Source organism: Klebsiella sp. A52, from assembly GCF_018388785.1.
In the GTDB taxonomy this organism is placed as follows: domain Bacteria; phylum Pseudomonadota; class Gammaproteobacteria; order Enterobacterales; family Enterobacteriaceae; genus Klebsiella; species Klebsiella aerogenes.
Map to the genome: position 1 here is coordinate 694,052 of NZ_CP074437.1, position 17,357 is coordinate 711,408.

At 59.0% G+C, this 17,357-nt stretch carries 20 protein-coding genes; all 20 read left to right on the forward strand.

Annotated elements, in window-relative coordinates:
• Positions 1-93 precede the first annotated feature (93 nt).
• The 20 genes from KGA69_RS03190 (at position 94) to KGA69_RS03285 (ending at position 17,327) form a co-directional block, all read left to right on the forward strand.
• Positions 94-546, forward strand: coding sequence for a PTS sugar transporter subunit IIA (locus KGA69_RS03190; RefSeq protein ID WP_411710446.1), 453 nt, complete (start codon positions 94-96; stop codon positions 544-546).
• Positions 547-556: 10 nt separating this feature from the next.
• Positions 557-1,042, forward strand: a complete 486-nt coding sequence (locus KGA69_RS03195; RefSeq protein WP_015368462.1) for a PTS sugar transporter subunit IIB — start codon at positions 557-559, stop codon at positions 1,040-1,042.
• Positions 1,043-1,067: 25 nt separating this feature from the next.
• Positions 1,068-1,817 (forward strand): PTS mannose/fructose/sorbose/N-acetylgalactosamine transporter subunit IIC, encoded by a 750-nt coding sequence (locus KGA69_RS03200; protein ID WP_015368463.1) that lies wholly within the window; start codon positions 1,068-1,070, stop codon positions 1,815-1,817.
• The gene (locus tag KGA69_RS03205) at positions 1,814-2,674 is read left to right on the forward strand and encodes a PTS system mannose/fructose/sorbose family transporter subunit IID (RefSeq protein ID WP_161799897.1); all 861 of its coding nucleotides are present in this window, start codon (positions 1,814-1,816) and stop codon (positions 2,672-2,674) included. Before KGA69_RS03200 ends, KGA69_RS03205 begins: the two co-directional genes overlap by 4 nt.
• A 3-nt stretch (positions 2,675-2,677) precedes the next feature.
• Positions 2,678-3,787: a D-glucosaminate-6-phosphate ammonia lyase gene (gene dgaE, locus KGA69_RS03210; protein WP_049060889.1), complete on the forward strand. Its 1,110-nt coding sequence runs from the start codon at positions 2,678-2,680 to the stop codon at positions 3,785-3,787.
• Entirely contained in the window at positions 3,774-4,520 is a 747-nt protein-coding gene (gene dagF, locus KGA69_RS03215) for a 2-dehydro-3-deoxy-phosphogluconate aldolase (protein WP_213292799.1), read from the forward strand. The genes dgaE and dagF overlap by 14 nt, the downstream gene beginning before the upstream one ends.
• A 166-nt stretch (positions 4,521-4,686) precedes the next feature.
• Positions 4,687-5,271 (forward strand): TetR/AcrR family transcriptional regulator, encoded by a 585-nt coding sequence (locus KGA69_RS03220; protein WP_015704263.1) that lies wholly within the window; start codon positions 4,687-4,689, stop codon positions 5,269-5,271.
• 21 nt (positions 5,272-5,292) lie between these two features.
• Positions 5,293-6,096 (forward strand): winged helix-turn-helix domain-containing protein, encoded by an 804-nt coding sequence (locus tag KGA69_RS03225; RefSeq protein ID WP_063416117.1) that lies wholly within the window; start codon positions 5,293-5,295, stop codon positions 6,094-6,096.
• Complete coding sequence (locus tag KGA69_RS03230; RefSeq protein ID WP_213292800.1) at positions 6,093-6,611, forward strand: FidL-like protein; 519 nt, start codon at positions 6,093-6,095, stop codon at positions 6,609-6,611. The genes KGA69_RS03225 and KGA69_RS03230 overlap by 4 nt, the downstream gene beginning before the upstream one ends.
• Before the next feature lie 446 nt (positions 6,612-7,057).
• On the forward strand, positions 7,058-7,336 hold the full coding sequence (locus KGA69_RS03235; protein WP_012542984.1) for a BMC domain-containing protein: 279 nt from the start codon (positions 7,058-7,060) through the stop codon (positions 7,334-7,336).
• A gap of 17 nt (positions 7,337-7,353) precedes the next feature.
• Positions 7,354-7,638, forward strand: a complete 285-nt coding sequence (locus KGA69_RS03240) for a BMC domain-containing protein (RefSeq protein ID WP_002442227.1) — start codon at positions 7,354-7,356, stop codon at positions 7,636-7,638.
• Between the two features lie 12 nt (positions 7,639-7,650).
• Positions 7,651-7,929: a BMC domain-containing protein gene (locus KGA69_RS03245; RefSeq protein WP_004146125.1), complete on the forward strand. Its 279-nt coding sequence runs from the start codon at positions 7,651-7,653 to the stop codon at positions 7,927-7,929.
• Between the two features lie 53 nt (positions 7,930-7,982).
• Complete coding sequence (locus KGA69_RS03250) at positions 7,983-9,584, forward strand: acetaldehyde dehydrogenase (acetylating) (protein WP_213292801.1); 1,602 nt, start codon at positions 7,983-7,985, stop codon at positions 9,582-9,584.
• 24 nt (positions 9,585-9,608) lie between these two features.
• Entirely contained in the window at positions 9,609-9,866 is a 258-nt protein-coding gene (locus tag KGA69_RS03255) for a EutN/CcmL family microcompartment protein (RefSeq protein ID WP_015368471.1), read from the forward strand.
• A 17-nt stretch (positions 9,867-9,883) separates the two neighbouring features.
• Positions 9,884-11,065 carry a 1-propanol dehydrogenase PduQ gene (locus KGA69_RS03260; RefSeq protein WP_213292802.1) on the forward strand — a complete coding sequence of 394 codons (1,182 nt, stop codon included), beginning with the start codon at positions 9,884-9,886 and terminating at the stop codon, positions 11,063-11,065.
• 133 nt (positions 11,066-11,198) lie between these two features.
• Positions 11,199-14,585: a choline trimethylamine-lyase gene (gene cutC / locus KGA69_RS03265; RefSeq protein WP_213292803.1), complete on the forward strand. Its 3,387-nt coding sequence runs from the start codon at positions 11,199-11,201 to the stop codon at positions 14,583-14,585.
• A gap of 85 nt (positions 14,586-14,670) precedes the next feature.
• Positions 14,671-15,618 (forward strand): choline TMA-lyase-activating enzyme, encoded by a 948-nt coding sequence (gene cutD / locus KGA69_RS03270; protein ID WP_045395444.1) that lies wholly within the window; start codon positions 14,671-14,673, stop codon positions 15,616-15,618.
• Between the two features lie 12 nt (positions 15,619-15,630).
• Positions 15,631-16,029 (forward strand): BMC domain-containing protein, encoded by a 399-nt coding sequence (locus KGA69_RS03275; RefSeq protein WP_045395442.1) that lies wholly within the window; start codon positions 15,631-15,633, stop codon positions 16,027-16,029.
• Positions 16,026-16,646 carry a phosphate propanoyltransferase gene (locus KGA69_RS03280; RefSeq protein WP_045395440.1) on the forward strand — a complete coding sequence of 207 codons (621 nt, stop codon included), beginning with the start codon at positions 16,026-16,028 and terminating at the stop codon, positions 16,644-16,646. The genes KGA69_RS03275 and KGA69_RS03280 overlap by 4 nt, the downstream gene beginning before the upstream one ends.
• 12 nt (positions 16,647-16,658) lie before the next feature.
• Entirely contained in the window at positions 16,659-17,327 is a 669-nt protein-coding gene (locus tag KGA69_RS03285; protein ID WP_213292804.1) for a hypothetical protein, read from the forward strand.
• Positions 17,328-17,357: the final 30 nt, after the last annotated feature.

Sequence of the window (17,357 nt, forward strand, 5' to 3'; positions counted from 1 at the left end):
CCTGTTCTGGCGCGGCTTTGCGGCCCGCCAGCCTTTTCCTCTTCGGTAGATGACACAAATTGTGGCACGCGCTTTGCTCTTATTAGTGCGTCAATGATTCGGCGCCAGGAGGCCACTTTGTCATCCACTGAACCTACCACCCAGTTACCCCAAATTCTGCTGCTGACGCACGGCGGCTGGGGCACGCAACTTTGCGACAGCCTGCGCATGGTGACCGGCGAAATCGCCGGCGTCAGCGAAATCGCGCTTATGCCGGTCGATACCCTCGGCGAGTTTTATCAGCGCGTCGAAGCGGCCGTGCAGGCGATGCCAGCAGGATCGCTGATTTTGACCGATTTTCTCGGCGGCACCACCTCCAACGTCGCCGCGCGCCTGAGCGCGGATTACCCCATCGCCGTCGTCTGCGGGCTCAACGCCTCGCTGCTGCTGGAGGCGTTGGATCTGCGCGAACAGGGTCCGCTCACCGGCTGCGTTGATGCGCTGGTCGAAGCAGGACGCAGCAGCTGCCGCGACGTTGTCGCCCACGTGAACCAGTTAACCTCTTAAGGAGCCCATCATGGCAAAAATCGTTTTATGTCGTATCGATAGCCGTCTGATCCACGGTCAGGTCGTCACCAAATGGGTCGGCCAGTCTCAGGCCAATCGTATCGCCGTGGTCAGCGACGAGCTGGATGCCGATCCGTTTATGAAAAATATCTATTTAATGGCCGCGCCGCCGAACATCAAAGTCGACTGTTACGGCAACGCCAGCTTCGCCGCCGCCTGGAAAGAGAATCAGCTCGGCGATGGCAATGTGCTGGTGCTATTCCCGTCGCTATCAGCCGTTCAGGAAGCCGTCCAGTTGGGCTTTGACGTGCAGACGATTCAGGTTGGCGGGCTGGGCGGCGGGCCGAACCGCAAGGCCGTGTTCCAGAACATCACCCTTGATGAAAAAGATGTCGGCATCCTCGGCGCTCTGAAGGATAGCGGCATTCAGGTGTTCTTTCAGACCATCCCGGAAGATAAACCACAGTCACTGGACGACATCCTGAAAAAATTCTAACCAGTTGATAAAAAGGTAAAAAACTATGGATACCTTACTTTTTGCGAGCCTGATGGGGTTGTATTACTGGTTCGCCCGATTACGTTTAGGCTATACCTTCTCCGCCATGTTGCTGCAACCCGTGGTGATCGCAGTATTCGTCGGCCTGCTGCTGGGCGATATGAAAACCGCGATGATCATCGGCGCGGGTATGCAGCTGGTCTATCTTGGAGTGACCTCCACGCCGGGCGGCAACGTGCCGTCGGACCCGGCGCTGGCCGCCTGTATCGCCATTCCGATCGCCGTGAAGGCCGGGATGGAGCCCAACCTGGCGATCGCGCTGGCGATCCCGTTTGGCGTCATCGGGGTATTCCTCGATCAGCTGCGCCGCACGCTCAACGCCGCGTGGGTGCACATGGCCGACAAACACGCCGAAAGCGCCAACATGGCGGGCATCATGCGCTGCGCCTTTATCTATCCGGCGCTGCTGGGGCTGGTGCTGCGCTTCCCGGTGGTCTTCGCCGCCAACTACTTTGGCCAAAGCGTAGTGGAAAAATTCCTCAAACTGATGCCGCACTGGCTGACCCACTCCTTTGAAATTATGGGCGGTATCCTGCCGGCGCTGGGCTTTGCCATCACCATCATGGTGATCGGCAAAAAGAGCCTGCTGCCGTGGTTTATCGGCGGATTTTTCGCGGTGCTCTACCTGAAGGTGGACATCATGGCGATGGCGATTTTCGGTACCTGCGTCGCCTTCCTGATTAAAGGCCTGGCCAAAAATGAAGGAGCTGCATGATGAGTAGCGATGTAATGGAACATGAACTGGTTGAACGCGCCCGCGAAACCCAGGCGCTGAGCAAAGCCGATATCACCAAAGCCTGGCTGATTTACTGGCTGGGGGCGGAGGTATCCAGCTCCTACGAACGTCTGCAGAGCCTGATTTTCTGCGCCTCAATGACGCCCATTATCAAAAAGCTGTACCCGGAAAAAGAGGAGCAGGCCGAGGCGCTCAAACGCCACCTGAACTTCTTTAACTCGGAACAGACTTTCGGCTCGGTTATCCAGGGTATCTCCATCGCCATGGAAGAGCAGAAAACCCGCGGCGAGCCGATCAGCGACGCTTCAATCACCGGGATAAAAACCGGCCTGATGGGCCCGCTGGCCGGGATGGGCGACTCGATTATCTGGGCCGCGGTGATGCCGTTGCTGATTGCGATTTTCATCCCCTTCGCCGCCAGCGGCAGCGCGTTCGGCGGGATCGCCCCGCTGATCCTCTACCCGGCGATTACCATGGCGATAAGCTACGGACTGGTGCATAAAGGCTACACCCTGGGCCGTGACTCCATTATCGGCCTGCTGCAAGGGGGGCGAATTAAAGAATTGATTTACGGCGCCAACGTACTGGGTCTCATCATGATGGGCGCGCTGTCGGCAAGCTACGTCAAAATCACCACCCCGCTGAAAATCAGCGCGCTTAAAGGCTCGGAAGTGGTGGTCCAGCAGATCCTCGACTCAATTGCCCCCGGCCTGCTGCCGCTGGCGGCGGTGTTCGCTATCTATTTCTACTTACTGAAAAAAGGGCCGCGCTACACCACCATTTTACTGTCGATAGTCGCTATCAGCATCGTCTGCTCGCTGTTGGGAGTGCTGTAAATCATGAACGGCAATATCTACCAGCAACTGGGCTTAAAACGGGTGATTAACGCCTGCGGCAAAATGACCATCCTCGGCGTGTCCGCCGTCGACCCGCAAGTGATGCAGGCCACCGCGCAGGCGGCGGGAGCCTTCGTCGAAATCGATAAATTAACCGACCGCGCGGGCGAACTGGTTTCCGCCCACACCGGCGCGGAAGACAGCTATATCACCTCCTGCGCCTCCGCCGGTATCGCCATCGCCGTCGCGGCGGCTATCACCCGCGGCGAGCCGGAAAAGGTGGCGCAGATGCCGGACAGCAGCCAGTGGCCGAACGAGATAGTGATACTGCGCGGGCATAATGTCGATTACGGCGCACCAATCACCAGCGCTATCCGCCTCGGCGGCGGGCGCATTGTCGAAGTCGGCTCCAGCAATCTGGCGGCACGCTGGCAGCTGGAGAGCGCGGTGAACGCACGCACGGCGGCGCTACTGTATGTGAAATCCCACCATTGCGTGCAAAAAGGGATGCTCGGTATTGACGATTTCGTGCAGGTCGCCCGCCAGCATAATCTGCCGCTGATCGTCGATGCCGCCGCCGAAGAAGACTTGCGCCAGTGGGTCGCCAGCGGCGCGGACATGGTTATCTACAGCGGGGCGAAAGCCTTTAACGCCCCAACCTCAGGCTTTATTAGCGGCAAGCGTAACTGGATCGCCGCCTGTAAAGCCCAGCATTACGGCATCGCGCGGGCGATGAAAATCGGCAAAGAGAATATGGTCGGTCTCGTTTACGCGCTGGACCGTTACCGGACGGCGGCACCGGCGCCCGACGCCGCCGCGCTGCGTCCATTCGCCGAGGCGATCTCCGCGCTACCCGGCCTGCGCGCCGATATCGAGCAGGATGAGGCCGGGCGCGCCATCTGGCGCATTCGTGTCAGCGTCGACGCCAATGAACTGGGACTCAGCGCCCATGAGGTTGAAGCCCAGCTACGCGGCGGCGATATCGCCATTTACGCCCGCCGCTACTATCTGCATGAGGGCCATTTTAGCCTTGACCCTCGCACCGTCGGCGAAGGAGAAATGTCGCTCATCGTCGCGCGCTTACAGGAGATTACGCAGCATGCAGCGGATTAACTTTTATCGCCAGCGGGTGGCGATTAACGTGCTGGCGAAGGACATCGCCAACGCCCGGGAAATCTATGACGCCGCTGAAGGGCACGCGGTGATTGGCGTACTCTCGGCGCAATTTACCAACGTCGAACAAGGCGTTGCAGAAGTGCGCCGCTGGATGGCGGAAGTGCCTTCTATTTCCGTCGGTCTCGGCGCCGGCGATCCGGCGCAGTTTTACAAAGCGGCAATGATCGCCGCGCAGGTCCACCCCGCTCACGTCAACCAGACCTTCACCGGCAGCGGCTTTGCCGCCGGGGCGCTGGCGGCGACCGGAGGCCAGCAAACCTTTATTAATGCGCTGGTCAGCCCCAGCGGCACGCCCGGTGAAGTACGCATCTCCACCGGCGTGCGCAGCGCCCAGGGCATTCCGGCCCAGGTATCCTGCGATGCGGCGGTCAGAATGATGCAGGATATGGGCGCGCATGCGGCTAAATTTTTCCCGATGGACGGCGAAAAGTCGCTGGCGGAGCTGAAAGCGCTCGCCCAAAGCGCGGTAGAAAACGGTATGACGCTGATTGAGCCCACCGGGGGCATCGATCTCGATAACTTTGCGCTGATTCTACAAACCTGCCTGCAGGCCGGCGTCGCGCAGGTCATGCCGCATATTTATAGTTCCATTATCGATCCGCAAAGCGGCAATACCCGCCCGCAAGATGTCCATGCTCTGATGAACATCGTCAAGGAACTGGTCGATTAACCCCCCCGCGCGTGCGGTGTAGGCCACTATTACCGCACGCGCTAACTTCCTGATCTGCTGAAGGTCACTGTCAATCTGTGAGCCTCCACGCAATAACGACATCCCGCCGTCCGAAGCGCCCTCTCATATTGATAGCGATCAAGAATAATCATACCGTCTGGTCGGTATGATTCGGGCCATGAACATGGAAGCCCAGCATCGTAAAAAAGACCCCGTCCGTCTGCATCGTCAACTGCTTGAATCCGCAGCGATGATCGCCGGTCGGGATGGTATTGCCGCCCTGTCGCTAAACGCCGTCGCCCGCGAGGCTGGTGTCAGCAAAGGCGGGCTCATGCACCATTTTCCCAATAAACAGGCGCTGATTTTCGCCCTGTTCGCCCGGCTGTTGGCGATTATGGAAAAGGCGATTAGCGAGCTGATGGCCGCCGATAACATCGCTTACGGACGCTTTACCCGCGCCTATTTGCGCTATCTGTCCAACCCGGAGCTGACGGATACCCACGAGAGCCGCCAGCTGATGGTGCTGTCGTTGGCGATGCCGGACGAACCGGTGCTGCGAAAATGCTGGCGCGACTGGATGCTGGATCATCTGGCGCAGGGCGATGCGCTCGACAACGGCCCGACCGGTACGCTGGTGCGCTACGCCGCCGACGGCATCTGGTTATCGGAACTGACCGAAGGGCGCACCATGAGCAGCGAACACCGCCAGGCGCTGGTAAACGATCTGACAAAAATGACGCTTCCCGCGTGAAGCGAGTAGAGTGAGGCCGCGATGCGCTACAACATCAATGCCCGTCTCATTTATGACGCAACGGACGGCACCCTAACATTACCGGGCGGCAATGAGCCGGATAGTCAGCTATCCATTACCGCCAACGCGCTGCTCTATTTCTTTCTTCGCCATACCGGCGTTGTCAGTCGCGATGAAGTGTTGAAAAAGGTCTGGGACGATAACGGCTTAACCTCATCCAACAGCAATCTCAATCAATACCTGAGCATGCTGCGCAAAACCTTCCGCCACTACGATATCGATAACATTATTGTCACCGTGTCGCGCGGCATGCTGCAGCTGAATCAGGATCTCAGCATCGAACTGCTCGACGCCGAGCCGACGCCCGCCGATGCCGTTCTCACATGCGATACGCCTGATGAAGCCGCCCCCGCTGCGGCGCCAACGCCGCCCACCGCTTCTCTACATGCGCGCGGTATGTGCTGGTATCTGGCCGGCGGCTGTCTGTTGCTCATCGCCCTGCTGCTGGTGGCATTTAGTCTCGCCGGCACCCACGTCGCCCGGCCAATCAATCTGACGCTGATGAGCCACAGCCAGTGCGAACTGCTGGCCAGCGATGAAATGCTGCGTTCGGTCTCGGCCACGGCCTATGGTAAGAATTTTGATGAGGTGCGTCAGCGGCTGAAGCTCAGCTGCAAGCCGGGGGAGCGTTTCGTTTTCTTCTACGGCGACCGGCTGGAGACTAACGGCCTGGGCCGGGTATTTCTCGCCCACTGCGCGATGCACGAAGACAACCCATTTAGCTATTGCGATAACTACTTTTACTACTCCTGGAAGCCGCAATGAGACTCGCGCCCCGCACCTTTTTCGCCCTCTCCGCCCTCGCATTTATCGCCGCCGCCGGGTTTAGCACCTGGCGCCTGCTGCCGGATGCCAACGACGGCGTGATGAGCTGCTCCACCAAAGCGATCATGCGTTTTGAAAACATGGAAAAAGAGAATGTGAACGGCAATATCCATTTTAATTTTGCCGCCAACGGTAACGGTTCGATGGTGGTGGAAGGCTATACCGACTCCGCCGCCGGCTGGCTCTACCTGCAGCGCTACGTCAAATTCAGCTACACCAGCCAACGTATCTCGGCAACCGAACGCCACTACCGCATTAAAAAATGGGAATCCAGCGCCTCATCCATCGACGAATCGCCGAATGTCATCTTTGACTACTTCATGCGCGAGATGTCCGACAGCCACGATGGCCTGTTCCTCAACGCGCAGAAGCTTAACGACAAAGCTATCCTGCTGAGCTCTATCAACTCACCGCTCTACATCTGCACGCTGAAATCCGGCAGCACGCTTAACTAACCCGTCCCCTCTGTATCGCCGCGAGGAAAATGCGCCCTCGCTCACGCTCCGTTATTGCCCCCTCTTTCCACGATGCTAAAAGCGCACGTTTTGCATTTAGCTTCGACGTCAAAACTTGCACATAACCACAATTATCACGCGGCTATATTACCGCCTGCTGGCAAGTAATTAGCATCTTATTAACATTCACCTCTCGCCGATAAATAGTCTAAAAAAGCGCCATATCATCATAAAAATCAACACGCATAAAACAGAACGAAAAGATAAATGGAAGGCTAAATAAGGCTAAATCACAGAGTAAAAACCTAAAATATTCATCTCCACGGATTTAAATTTCACTTCTTTCCCCATTCCCTATAGTGAACCCCGAACGCCGCTTCCGCGTGTTGATGCCGTTACGCGGACGGTTTTCCCGAATAACAAAACCTGTTCTGGAGGAAATCACGATGGGTGATGCATTGGGGCTTATCGAAACCAAAGGTCTGGTGGCCTGTATTGAAGCAGCGGACGCGATGTGTAAAGCCGCCAACGTCGAACTGATCGGCTATGAAAACGTCGGCTCTGGCCTTGTCACCGTGATGGTGAAAGGCGACGTCGGCGCGGTGAAAGCGGCGGTGGATTCCGGTGTGGAATCCGCGCAGCGCATCGGCGAAGTGGTGACCTCGCTGGTCATCGCGCGTCCGCATAACGACATCAACAAAATCGTCATTAAACACAAGGCCTGAAGGCCAGGAGAACGCAAATGGGTGATGCATTAGGTCTGATTGAAACCAAAGGTCTGGTGGCCTGCATTGAAGCGGCGGATGCGATGTGTAAAGCCGCCAACGTCGAACTTATCGGCTATGAAAACGTCGGCTCTGGCCTGGTCACCGCGATGGTGAAAGGCGACGTCGGCGCGGTGAAAGCGGCGGTGGATTCCGGTGTGGAATCGGCGCAGCGCATCGGCGAAGTGGTGACCTCGCTGGTTATCGCCCGTCCGCATAACGACATCAACAAAATCGTCTCGCATTACAAGATTGCGGACTAACGGAGAATCCTGATGAAAGAAGCGCTTGGTCTTATCGAAACCAAAGGTCTGGTGGCCTGCATTGAAGCCGCGGACGCGATGTGTAAAGCCGCCAACGTCGAGCTTATCGGCTATGAAAACGTCGGTTCCGGCCTGGTTACCGCGATGGTGAAAGGCGACGTCGGCGCGGTCAACGCGGCGGTCGACTCCGGCGTGGAAGCGGCGAAACGCATCGGCGAAGTCGTCAGTTCTCGCGTCATTGCGCGTCCACATAACGACATCGAAAAAATCGCGGCGCAGCACAAAGCATGACCTGACAGGGCGCGCCCCGTCTCCACTCTTTTCGTCTGATGAAGGATAGACTCATGATTGAACTGGATAACGATTTGCAGTCCCGGCAGAACGCGCGGGAACTGGTGCGCAACGCCAAAAAGGCGCAGGCGATTCTGGCCACCTTTTCGCAACAGCAAATCGACGCCATCGTGAAAAACGTGGCCCAGGAAGCAGCGCACCACGCCGAAGCGCTGGCGAAAATGGCCGCGGAAGAGACCGGTTTTGGCAACTGGCAGGACAAAGTGCTGAAAAACCGTTTCGCCTCGCTGCGCGTCTACGACGCTATCAAAGAAATGAAGACCGTTGGCATCATTCATGACGACCCGGTAAAAAAAGTGATGGACGTGGGCGTGCCGCTCGGCGTGATTTGCGCGCTGGTCCCCTCAACTAACCCAACTTCTACGGTTATCTACAAAGCGCTGATCGCCCTCAAGGCCGGCAACGCCATTATCTTCTCCCCGCATCCGGGCGCGCGTCAGTGCAGTTGGAAGGCGATTGAAATCGTCAAACGCGCGGCAGAAGCGGCCGGCGCCCCGGCTGGCAGCGTTGACGGCATCACCCAGTTAACGCTCGAAGCTACCTCCGAACTGATGCACAGCAAAGACGTGTCGCTGATCCTCGCCACCGGCGGCGAAGGCATGGTGCGGGCGGCCTACGCTTCCGGCACCCCGACCATCAGCGGCGGCCCGGGTAACGGCCCGGCGTTTATCGAACGCAGCGCCGATATCCACCACGCGGTGAAAGATATCGTCACCAGTAAAACCTTCGATAATGGCGTGATCTGCGCCTCCGAGCAGTCGATTATCGTCGAACGCTGCATTTACGACGAGGTTCACCGCGAGCTGGAAGCGCAGGGCGTCTACTTCATGAATGAAGATGAGGCGGCGAAAATGGCGGCGCTGCTGCTGCGCCCGAACGGCACCATCAACCCGAAAGTGGTCGGCAAAACCGTGCTATACCTCAGCCAGATGGCGGGATTCTGCGTACCGGCCAGCACTAAAGTGCTAATCGCCGAGCAAACCACCGTATCGCCGAAAAACCCCTACTCGCGCGAAAAACTGTGCCCGGTACTCGGCCTGTACGTGGAAGAGGACTGGAAAGCCGCCTGCCACCGCGTGGTGGAGCTGCTGACCAACGAAGGACTCGGCCATACGCTGGTGATCCACACCCGTAATCAGGACGTCATCCGCCAGTTCTGCCTCGAAAAACCGGTCAACCGCATTCTGATTAACACCCCAGCGGCGCTCGGCGGTATCGGCGCGACCACCAACATCTCTCCGGCGCTGACCCTCGGCTGCGGCGCGGTCGGCGGCGGCTCCAGCTCCGACAACGTCGGCCCGATGAACCTGCTCAATATCCGCAAAGTCGGCTATGGCGTGCGTTCGATTGACGAGCTTCGCGCGCCGGGCAGCCGCCCTGAGCCCCAGCCGACCATCGTTACTCCGGCGAGCGATCCGCAGCGCAGCATTCTTGATGACGTGCGTTTCAACGCTCCGACCAATGCCGCGCCAGCGTGCTCCGCAGGCAACGATGACCGTTTCGCCAGCGCAGGCGCCGCCAGTATGGAAGGTGAAATCAACGAACAAAACGTGGAACGCATGATTCGCCAGGTGCTGGAGCGCCTCGCTAAGTAACGCACTGATATAAGGCGATAAACGATGATTCTCGCAAAGGTAACCGGCCATGTCGTCGCCACGCAAAAATGCGATGAGCTACGCGGCAGCAACCTGCTGTTGATCACCCGCTTAGATGACAAACAGCAGCCGATGAAAGACCAGACCTGGGTCGCCGTCGATAACGTCGGCGCCGGCATGCACGACATCGTGCTGGCCGAAGAGTACTTCGCGCTCAATAAAGACCGCTACAAAGCGATGTCGGTGGTCGCCATTGTCGAGAACGTGTTTCGGGACGCCTAACAGGAGTGAATAGCCCAATGAGTGAATTTTTACTGAAACCGCGGATTTGCTTCGGTCAGGACGCCCTCTCGGTGCTGAACGAACTTTCCGCCCGCAGCGTACTGCTGGTGACCGATAAAGCGATGGTGAAGTTTGGCCTCGCCGGGCGCGTCACCGCCCTGTTGCGCCAGCGCGGGATCGCCTGGCAGATGTGGGACGACGTAGTGGCGGATCCGGATATCGCCACCGTGGTGCGCGGCATGAAGCTGATGGATAACCACTATCCGGATCTGGTTATCGCGCTCGGCGGCGGTTCGGTAATCGATGCCGCCAAAGCGGTTATTTTCTCCCTGGCGCAGACCCGACCGCAGGGCAACCGTCCCCGTCCGTGCTTCGTCGCCATCCCCACCACCAGCGGCACCGGCTCGGAAGTCACCGCCTTTTCGGTGGTGAAAGCCAATGCGGAGAAGCTGGTGCTGGTGGATGCGTCGCTACTACCGGATATCGCCATTCTTGACCCGGCGCTGGTGGCTTCGGTGCCGCCGGCAATTACCGCCGACACCGGCATGGACGTACTGTGTCACGCTCTGGAAGCCTACGTCTCTCGCGCCGCCAGCGACTTTTCCGACGCGCTGGCGGAGAAAGTGGTGCAGCAGGTATTCCGCTATCTGCCGACCTGCTGGCGCAGCGGCGACAACCTGCAGGCGCGCGAAAAGATGCATAACGCCTCCTGCATGGCGGGGATGGCCTTCACCAACGCCTCGCTTGGGATAACCCACAGCCTGGCCCACGCCCTCGGCGGCGTCTTCCGCGTACCCCATGGCCGCGCCAACGCCCTGTTGATGGCGGAAGTCGTCGCCTGGAACGCCGATTTCAACGGCCAGTGCGACACCCTTGCGGCAACGAAATATGCCCGTCTGGCGCATCTGCTGGATCTGCCAGCCGCCTCGCCGCGCCAGGGCGTCGCCAGCCTGCTGGTCGCCATTCAGGCTTTAAAAGAAGAGATGAGCATGCCCTCCGGCATTAGCGACACCGGCATTGAGGTGGCTGAATTCGAACGCCGTTTGCCGGAGATGGTCGGCCAGGCGCTGCGCGACAGCTGTACCCCAACCAACCCACGCGCGCCGGACGCTAACGCGTTAACCGAGCTTTATCGCCGGGCCTGGTCCGGTTGCCTGGAATCGCCCGACGGCGCTCCGCTTGCACGGGCCTACGGGTAACAAATAACCGGGTGATCGCTGAGTTATTTGTAGGCCGGGTAAGGCGTCAGCCACCACCCGGCAGGAATACGGACACTGTATCCACAACCGGGTTGTCATCAGCCGCGGAAAAAGAACATCTGGAGAATACTACATGGCACACTACAGCTTAACGCCGCGCGTCAAAGTGCTGGCAGACCGTTTACGCTCACAGGCAAGCACCCTGTGCACCGAACACGCCGCGATCCTCAGCGCGCTGGATAGCGATATCGCAGGCATTCCCGCCGCCGTCAAACCGGCTCGCCGTTTCTATGAACTGATGCGCCAGCTGCCGCTGACCATCAGCGCCGACGAACTGATCGTCGGTAACCAGACCCGTAAACCGCACGGGGCGATTTTCCATGATGAAAGCGCCGCGCATCGGCCATCCGTATTCCAGTTCCTCAACCTCAACAGCGATCTCGATTCACCGGACTACAACCTGGTCGTCGAAAAAGGCGTGCTGGCGATTAAGCACCAGTTGGAAGAGAAAACCCGCGCCCTCGGTAGCGCCGTTAGCCGCAGCGGTATGGATGAAGTCAACGGCTGCCGCGCCGCCATCTACGCCTGTGACGCCCTGTTAGCGCTGGCGCAAAATCTGGCCAACAGCGCCGAGCAGCTGGCGGCCGCAGAAACCAATGCTTATCGCAAAGCCGAGCTGCTCGATAGCGCGGCCATTCTGCACCACGTTCCGGCCCATCCGGCGCGTAATTTCAAAGAAGCCTGCCAGGCGTTCTATCTGTTCCAGCTGGCGCTACAGCTGGATAACGGCAGCTATGCGGTTAACCCGCACGGGGCGGATAAAGCGCTACTGCCTTACTTCCAGCGCGATATCAACAGCGGCGCGCTGAATACCCAGCAGGCCTATGAAATCGTGGAGTGCCTGTGGTTCAAGCTGGCGGAACTGAGCGAAGTCCGCGCCGCCTGCGCCATTGACGGCTATCCGATGCTCGACGCCATGCTGCACGGCGCCTCTTTTGATAACGCCGAAGTGAACGAACTCTCGGCGATGTTTATCAGCGCCCAACGCAACCTCAGCGCGCTGAATCTGCCGGTGCGTCTGTTTAGCGGCGCACAACAGGTCAGCCACGCGCCGTTCGCCGCCTGTGCCGACACGCCGGCGATGGAAGGCTTAACTCCGCGTATGCAGCGCCTGCGTAACCACTACCTGACGGTACGCCCGAGCGTCTCTATCTACCGCGCGCTGGCCTTTACCGAAGTGGTCAAAGCCAACCCGGGCATGCCGACCATTCTGCTGCGCGCCAAAGCTTTCCGCCACGCCTGCGAAACCGCGCCGATTCTGATTCAGGACGATGAGCTGATTGTCGGCCATCCGTGCGGCAAGCCGCGCGCGGGCGCCTTCTCGCCGGATATCGCCTGGCGCTGGGTGCGCGATGAGCTCGACACCATGAGCACCCGCCCGCAGGATCCGTTTGAAATCAGCGAAGCGGATAAAAAAACCATTCGCGAAGAGATCGTCCCGTTCTGGGAAGGCCGTTCGCTGGATGAGATTTGCGAAGCGCAATACCGTGAGGCCGGCGTCTGGGCCTTCAGCGGCGAGACCTTCGTCAGCGACCTCTCCTATCACCAGATTAACGGCGGCGGCGATACCTGTCCGGGCTACGACGTGCTGCTGTTCACCAAAGGGATGAACGGCATTAAAGCCGATGCCGAGGCGCATCTGGCCGGCCTTAGCATGGAAAACCCGGAAGATATCGACCGTATCTACTACTACAAAGCGGCGATTGAAACCTGTGAAGGGGTGGTCAACTACGCCCGCCGCATCGCCGCCCACGCCCGCGAACTGGCGGCTAAAGAGCAAAACGCCCAGCGCCGCGCCGAACTGCTGACCATCGCCGACGTCAACGAAAACGTGCCGGCCAATCCGCCGAAGACCCTGCAGGAAGCGCTGCAGAGTATCTGGACCGTCGAGTCACTGTTTGAAATCGAAGAGAACCAGACCGGGCTGTCGCTGGGGCGCGTCGACCAGTACTGCTACCCGATGTTCGAAGCCGATATCCGCGAAGGCCGCCTGACCCACGACAGCGCGCTGGAGCTGCTGCAGGCGTTCATCATCAAATGTGCCGAACTGATGTGGATGTCGAGCGAGCTGGGAGCGAAATATTTCGCAGGTTATCAGCCGTTTATCAACCTCACCGTTGGCGGCCAGAAACGTAGCGGCGGCGATGCCTGTAACGATCTGACCTACCTGATTATGGACGCGGTGCGCTTTGTGAAGGTTTATCAGCCGTCGCTGGCCTGCCGTATCCACAACCAGTCGCCGCAGAAATACATGGAAAAAATCGTCGACGTGGTGAAAGCGGGAATGGGCTTCCCGGCCTGCCACTTCGATGACTCCCACATCAAGATGATGCTGCGCAAAGGCTTCGATTTTGAAGACGCCCGCGACTACTGCCTGATGGGCTGCGTTGAGCCGCAAAAATCCGGGCGCATCTACCAGTGGACCTCCACCGGCTACACCCAGTGGCCTATCGCTATCGAATTCGTGCTTAACCGCGGGCGGATGGTGCTGTTCGATAGCTATCAGGGGCTGGATACCGGCGACCTGCGCGACCTGCGCACCTTCGAAGATTTCGACGCGGCGGTGAAACAGCAGATCGCCCACATCGTGCGCCTGTCGGCCATCGGCACCGTCATCAGCCAGCGCGTCCACCGCGATGTGGCGCCGAAGCCGCTGATGTCGCTGCTGGTCGAAGGCTGCATGGAGAGCGGCAAAGATGTCGCCGCAGGCGGCGCGATGGTCAACCACGGTCCGGGGCTGATTTTCTCCGGTCTGGCGACCTACGTCGATTCGATGGCGGCGATCCGCAAGCTGGTGTTCGAAGAGAAGAAATACACCCTTGAGCAGATCCGCGATGCGTTGCTGGCCAACTTTGAAGGTTACGAAGCGCTGCGCCGCGACTGCCTGAACGCGCCGAAATACGGTAACGACGATAACTACGTCGACCAGTACGCGCTGGATATTACCGAATGGACCGAGAAAGAGTGCCGTAAATACAAAATGCTCTACTCGACCCTGAGCCACGGCACCCTGTCTATCTCCAACAACACGCCAATCGGCGAGCTGACCAACGCCACGCCTAACGGCCGCCTGGCGTGGATGCCGCTCTCCGACGGCATCAGCCCGACTCAGGGCGCGGATAAACAAGGCCCGACGGCGATTATCAAGTCGGTCAGCAAGATGAACGTGGAAACCATGAACATCGGCATGGTGCACAACTTCAAGTTCCTCAAAGGGCTGCTGGATACCCCGGAAGGTCGCCACGGCTTGATTACCCTGCTGCGTACCGCCTCGATTCTTGGCAACGGCCAGATGCAGTTCAGCTACGTCGATAACGAAGTACTGAAGAAGGCGCAGCAGGAGCCGGAGAAATACCGCGACCTGATCGTTCGCGTCGCCGGCTACAGCGCCTACTTCGTTGAGCTGTGCAAAGAGGTCCAGGACGAGATCATCAGTCGTACGGTGATTGAGAAGTTCTAGTTCTCTTAAAGAGAATTAAATGAGCTGTATTTGAGAAATAACCGGAAGTTCTCCGTCCCGTAACGGGACGGAGCGGGAGGCAAGCGTGATCGCAAAACAAGAATTAACGGGCCGAATTTTCAATATCCAGAAATATTCGATCTATGACGGCGATGGCATTCGCACGCTGGTGTTTTTTAAGGGCTGCAACATTCGCTGCCCGTGGTGCGCCAACCCGGAAGGGCTGAGCAGCCAGTTCCAGGTGATGTTCTCGCACGACAAATGCATTAACTGCGGCGACTGCGTCAGCGTCTGTCCGGCGGGTATTCATTATCGGGCGGAAGAAAACGGCGAAATGAAGCACTTCGTTGACCGCAACAAAGACTGCATCGGCTGTCGCAAATGCGAAGAGATTTGCACCCAGAACGCGCTGGACATTATGGGCAAGGACGTCACCGTCAGCGAGCTGATGGAGATCATCATGCAGGACTACGACTTCTACATCTCCTCCGGCGGCGGCGTGACCATCGGCGGCGGCGAGATGAGTCTGCAGACCGATTTTGCCGTCGCCTTATTTAGCGAATGCAAAAAAATGATGATTAACACCGCCGTCGAAACCCAGGGCACCACCCCGCTTGCCAACTACCAGAAGCTGGCGCCGGTCACCGACACCTTCTTGTTCGACATAAAGCAGATTAACAGCGAACACCACAAGGCGATGCTCGGCATCGGCAACGAAGGGATCCGCCGCAATCTCGAATGGCTGGTGGATTCCGGCGCCAATGTGATTGTGCGCATGCCGCTCATTCGCGGCTACAACGACTCATTCGACGCCATTACCGGCGCGATTGATTACGTACAGAAGCTGGCGAAGCGCGGGAATATCCGCCGCATCGACATGCTGCCGTACCACCAGTTGGGGCGCAAAAAATACGAACGCCTGGATATGCCCTACCCGATTACCCAGGACCCGTCTTATTCACCGGACGAACTGGACCGGCTGGAAACCTTCTTCCAGCAATTTGATTTTGATATTCGCTTAGTCCGCCATTAACAGGAGCCGACCATGAAAAGTTTAGGCGTAATTGAAACGCGAGGATGGGTCGCCGCCATTCAGGCCGTCGACGCCGCCTGTAAAGCCGCGGGAGTGACCTGCATTGGCTATCGCAAACCAGGCTCCGGGCTGGTGAGCGTCTGCTTTGAAGGGGAAATCAGCGCCATCCACACCGCTATCGAGCGCGGCGTGGCGGTGGCTGGCGCCGAGCACACCGTGAAGTCGCTGGTCATTGCCCGCCCGGAGCGCTGCGTGGTTGAAGCGTTAAGCAACCTCAAAGGCAACCCGCCGCCTGCGAAAAAAGCGGCCGAACCTGTGGTTATCGCCGCCCCGGAACCCATCGTTCCGCCTGCCGCCCCGAACGAAGCGGAAGATAAGCATCCGGCGCTGAAGAAAGGGAAGAAGTCATGATCGACACCTTGCTTCGCGAAAAAATCACCGTTCGCCTGAACGCAACGGCGCCGGTAATCCCGGTGGGGATCTCCAACCGCCACGTTCATCTCGCGCAACAGGACGTCGAGGCGCTATTCGGCAAAGGCTACAGCCTGACGCCGTTCAAACCGCTGCGCCAGCCGGGGCAGTTCGCCGCCCAGGAGTGCGTGACCGTTGTCGGGCCGAAGGGCTCGCTGACCAACGTCCGCGTGCTGGGGCCAACCCGCCCGCTATCGCAGCTGGAAGTGTCGCGCGCCGACTGCTTCACGCTCGGGATTAAGGCGCCAGTTCGTGAGTCCGGCCAGCTGGAGAATGCCGGCAGCGCGCTGCTGATTGGGCCCGCTGGCCACGTTGAACTCCATTCGCAGGTGATCTGCGCCTGGCGCCATATTCATATGTCGCCGCAGGACGCGCGCCGACTCAACGTTAGCAATGGCCAGAAGGTCAGCGTGCGCAGCAACGGCGAGCGCCAGCTGACTTTCGATGAAGTGGTGGTGCGGGTGCGCGATGACTTCGCGCTGGAGTTTCACATTGACACCGAAGAAGCCAATGCCGCCGGGTTGAAAAACGGCGCGCAGGTGACGCTCATCGGCTAACGGAGGCTCGCCATGACCGACGAACAGATTGAAGGTTTAGTCGCGCGGATTTTACAGCGCCTGCAACCGCCGGTACTGGTGATGGTGACCGCCGCTGACGGCTACCGCGCGGCAATCCGCCAGCGCCTGACAAGCTGCGGCTACCCGCTGCGCCTCGCGCTGGAGGATGGTCTCGCCGACGCCGCCGCATGGCGAGAGGTAGGCGAGATTATCCCGTCATCGGCCTGGCAGGATGCCCTGCCGTCAGCGCCGTGGCGGGCGGTACTGCTGCCGTTTCTCGATTACCCGCTGGCTTCAGACCTGCTGAACGGCACGCGCAGCAGCCCGCTCGCCCGCTGCGCGCACGAGGCGCTGCTGAAGGGTATTCCCGTGCTGGCGCTGCGCTATCACTGCGATCCGCTTAGCGAACTCAACCAGCTACGCGGCGCGCAGGCCGACAGCGCCTATACCGGGCATCTGCTGGCCACGCTGGCTCGTCTGGAAGCCTGCGGCGTCTTCCTCGGCACGATGAATGAGCTGCTGGCGACGCTGGACGCGCCCACCGCGCCTGCCGCCACCAGCAGCGAACCGCGCCGTTATCTCACCGTCACAGACGTGGTGAATAATCCGGCGCTGGCGGCGGCCCCGTACGCGCAGCTGACCGATGCGGCCATTGATTATTTAAAAAACAGAAAGATATGACCTTACCCAACTATGAACCTGGAGCTTAAC

Bases quoted from the DNA above. Each gene is read 5' to 3' on its own strand.
- KGA69_RS03190 (WP_411710446.1), top strand. From the start codon at position 94: ATGATTCGGCGCCAGGAGGCCACTTTGTCATCCACTGAACCTACCACC.
- KGA69_RS03230 (WP_213292800.1), top strand. From the start codon at position 6,093: ATGAGACTCGCGCCCCGCACCTTTTTCGCCCTCTCCGCCCTCGCATTT.
- KGA69_RS03220 (WP_015704263.1), top strand. From the start codon at position 4,687: ATGATTCGGGCCATGAACATGGAAGCCCAGCATCGTAAAAAAGACCCC.
- KGA69_RS03255 (WP_015368471.1), top strand. From the start codon at position 9,609: ATGATTCTCGCAAAGGTAACCGGCCATGTCGTCGCCACGCAAAAATGC.
- KGA69_RS03240 (WP_002442227.1), top strand. From the start codon at position 7,354: ATGGGTGATGCATTAGGTCTGATTGAAACCAAAGGTCTGGTGGCCTGC.
- KGA69_RS03275 (WP_045395442.1), top strand. From the start codon at position 15,631: ATGAAAAGTTTAGGCGTAATTGAAACGCGAGGATGGGTCGCCGCCATT.
- KGA69_RS03245 (WP_004146125.1), top strand. From the start codon at position 7,651: ATGAAAGAAGCGCTTGGTCTTATCGAAACCAAAGGTCTGGTGGCCTGC.
- KGA69_RS03250 (WP_213292801.1), top strand. From the start codon at position 7,983: ATGATTGAACTGGATAACGATTTGCAGTCCCGGCAGAACGCGCGGGAA.
- KGA69_RS03280 (WP_045395440.1), top strand. From the start codon at position 16,026: ATGATCGACACCTTGCTTCGCGAAAAAATCACCGTTCGCCTGAACGCA.
- KGA69_RS03225 (WP_063416117.1), top strand. From the start codon at position 5,293: ATGCGCTACAACATCAATGCCCGTCTCATTTATGACGCAACGGACGGC.
- dgaE (WP_049060889.1), top strand. From the start codon at position 2,678: ATGAACGGCAATATCTACCAGCAACTGGGCTTAAAACGGGTGATTAAC.
- dagF (WP_213292799.1), top strand. From the start codon at position 3,774: ATGCAGCGGATTAACTTTTATCGCCAGCGGGTGGCGATTAACGTGCTG.
- cutC (WP_213292803.1), top strand. From the start codon at position 11,199: ATGGCACACTACAGCTTAACGCCGCGCGTCAAAGTGCTGGCAGACCGT.
- KGA69_RS03285 (WP_213292804.1), top strand. From the start codon at position 16,659: ATGACCGACGAACAGATTGAAGGTTTAGTCGCGCGGATTTTACAGCGC.
- KGA69_RS03205 (WP_161799897.1), top strand. From the start codon at position 1,814: ATGATGAGTAGCGATGTAATGGAACATGAACTGGTTGAACGCGCCCGC.
- KGA69_RS03260 (WP_213292802.1), top strand. From the start codon at position 9,884: ATGAGTGAATTTTTACTGAAACCGCGGATTTGCTTCGGTCAGGACGCC.
- KGA69_RS03195 (WP_015368462.1), top strand. From the start codon at position 557: ATGGCAAAAATCGTTTTATGTCGTATCGATAGCCGTCTGATCCACGGT.
- KGA69_RS03200 (WP_015368463.1), top strand. From the start codon at position 1,068: ATGGATACCTTACTTTTTGCGAGCCTGATGGGGTTGTATTACTGGTTC.
- KGA69_RS03235 (WP_012542984.1), top strand. From the start codon at position 7,058: ATGGGTGATGCATTGGGGCTTATCGAAACCAAAGGTCTGGTGGCCTGT.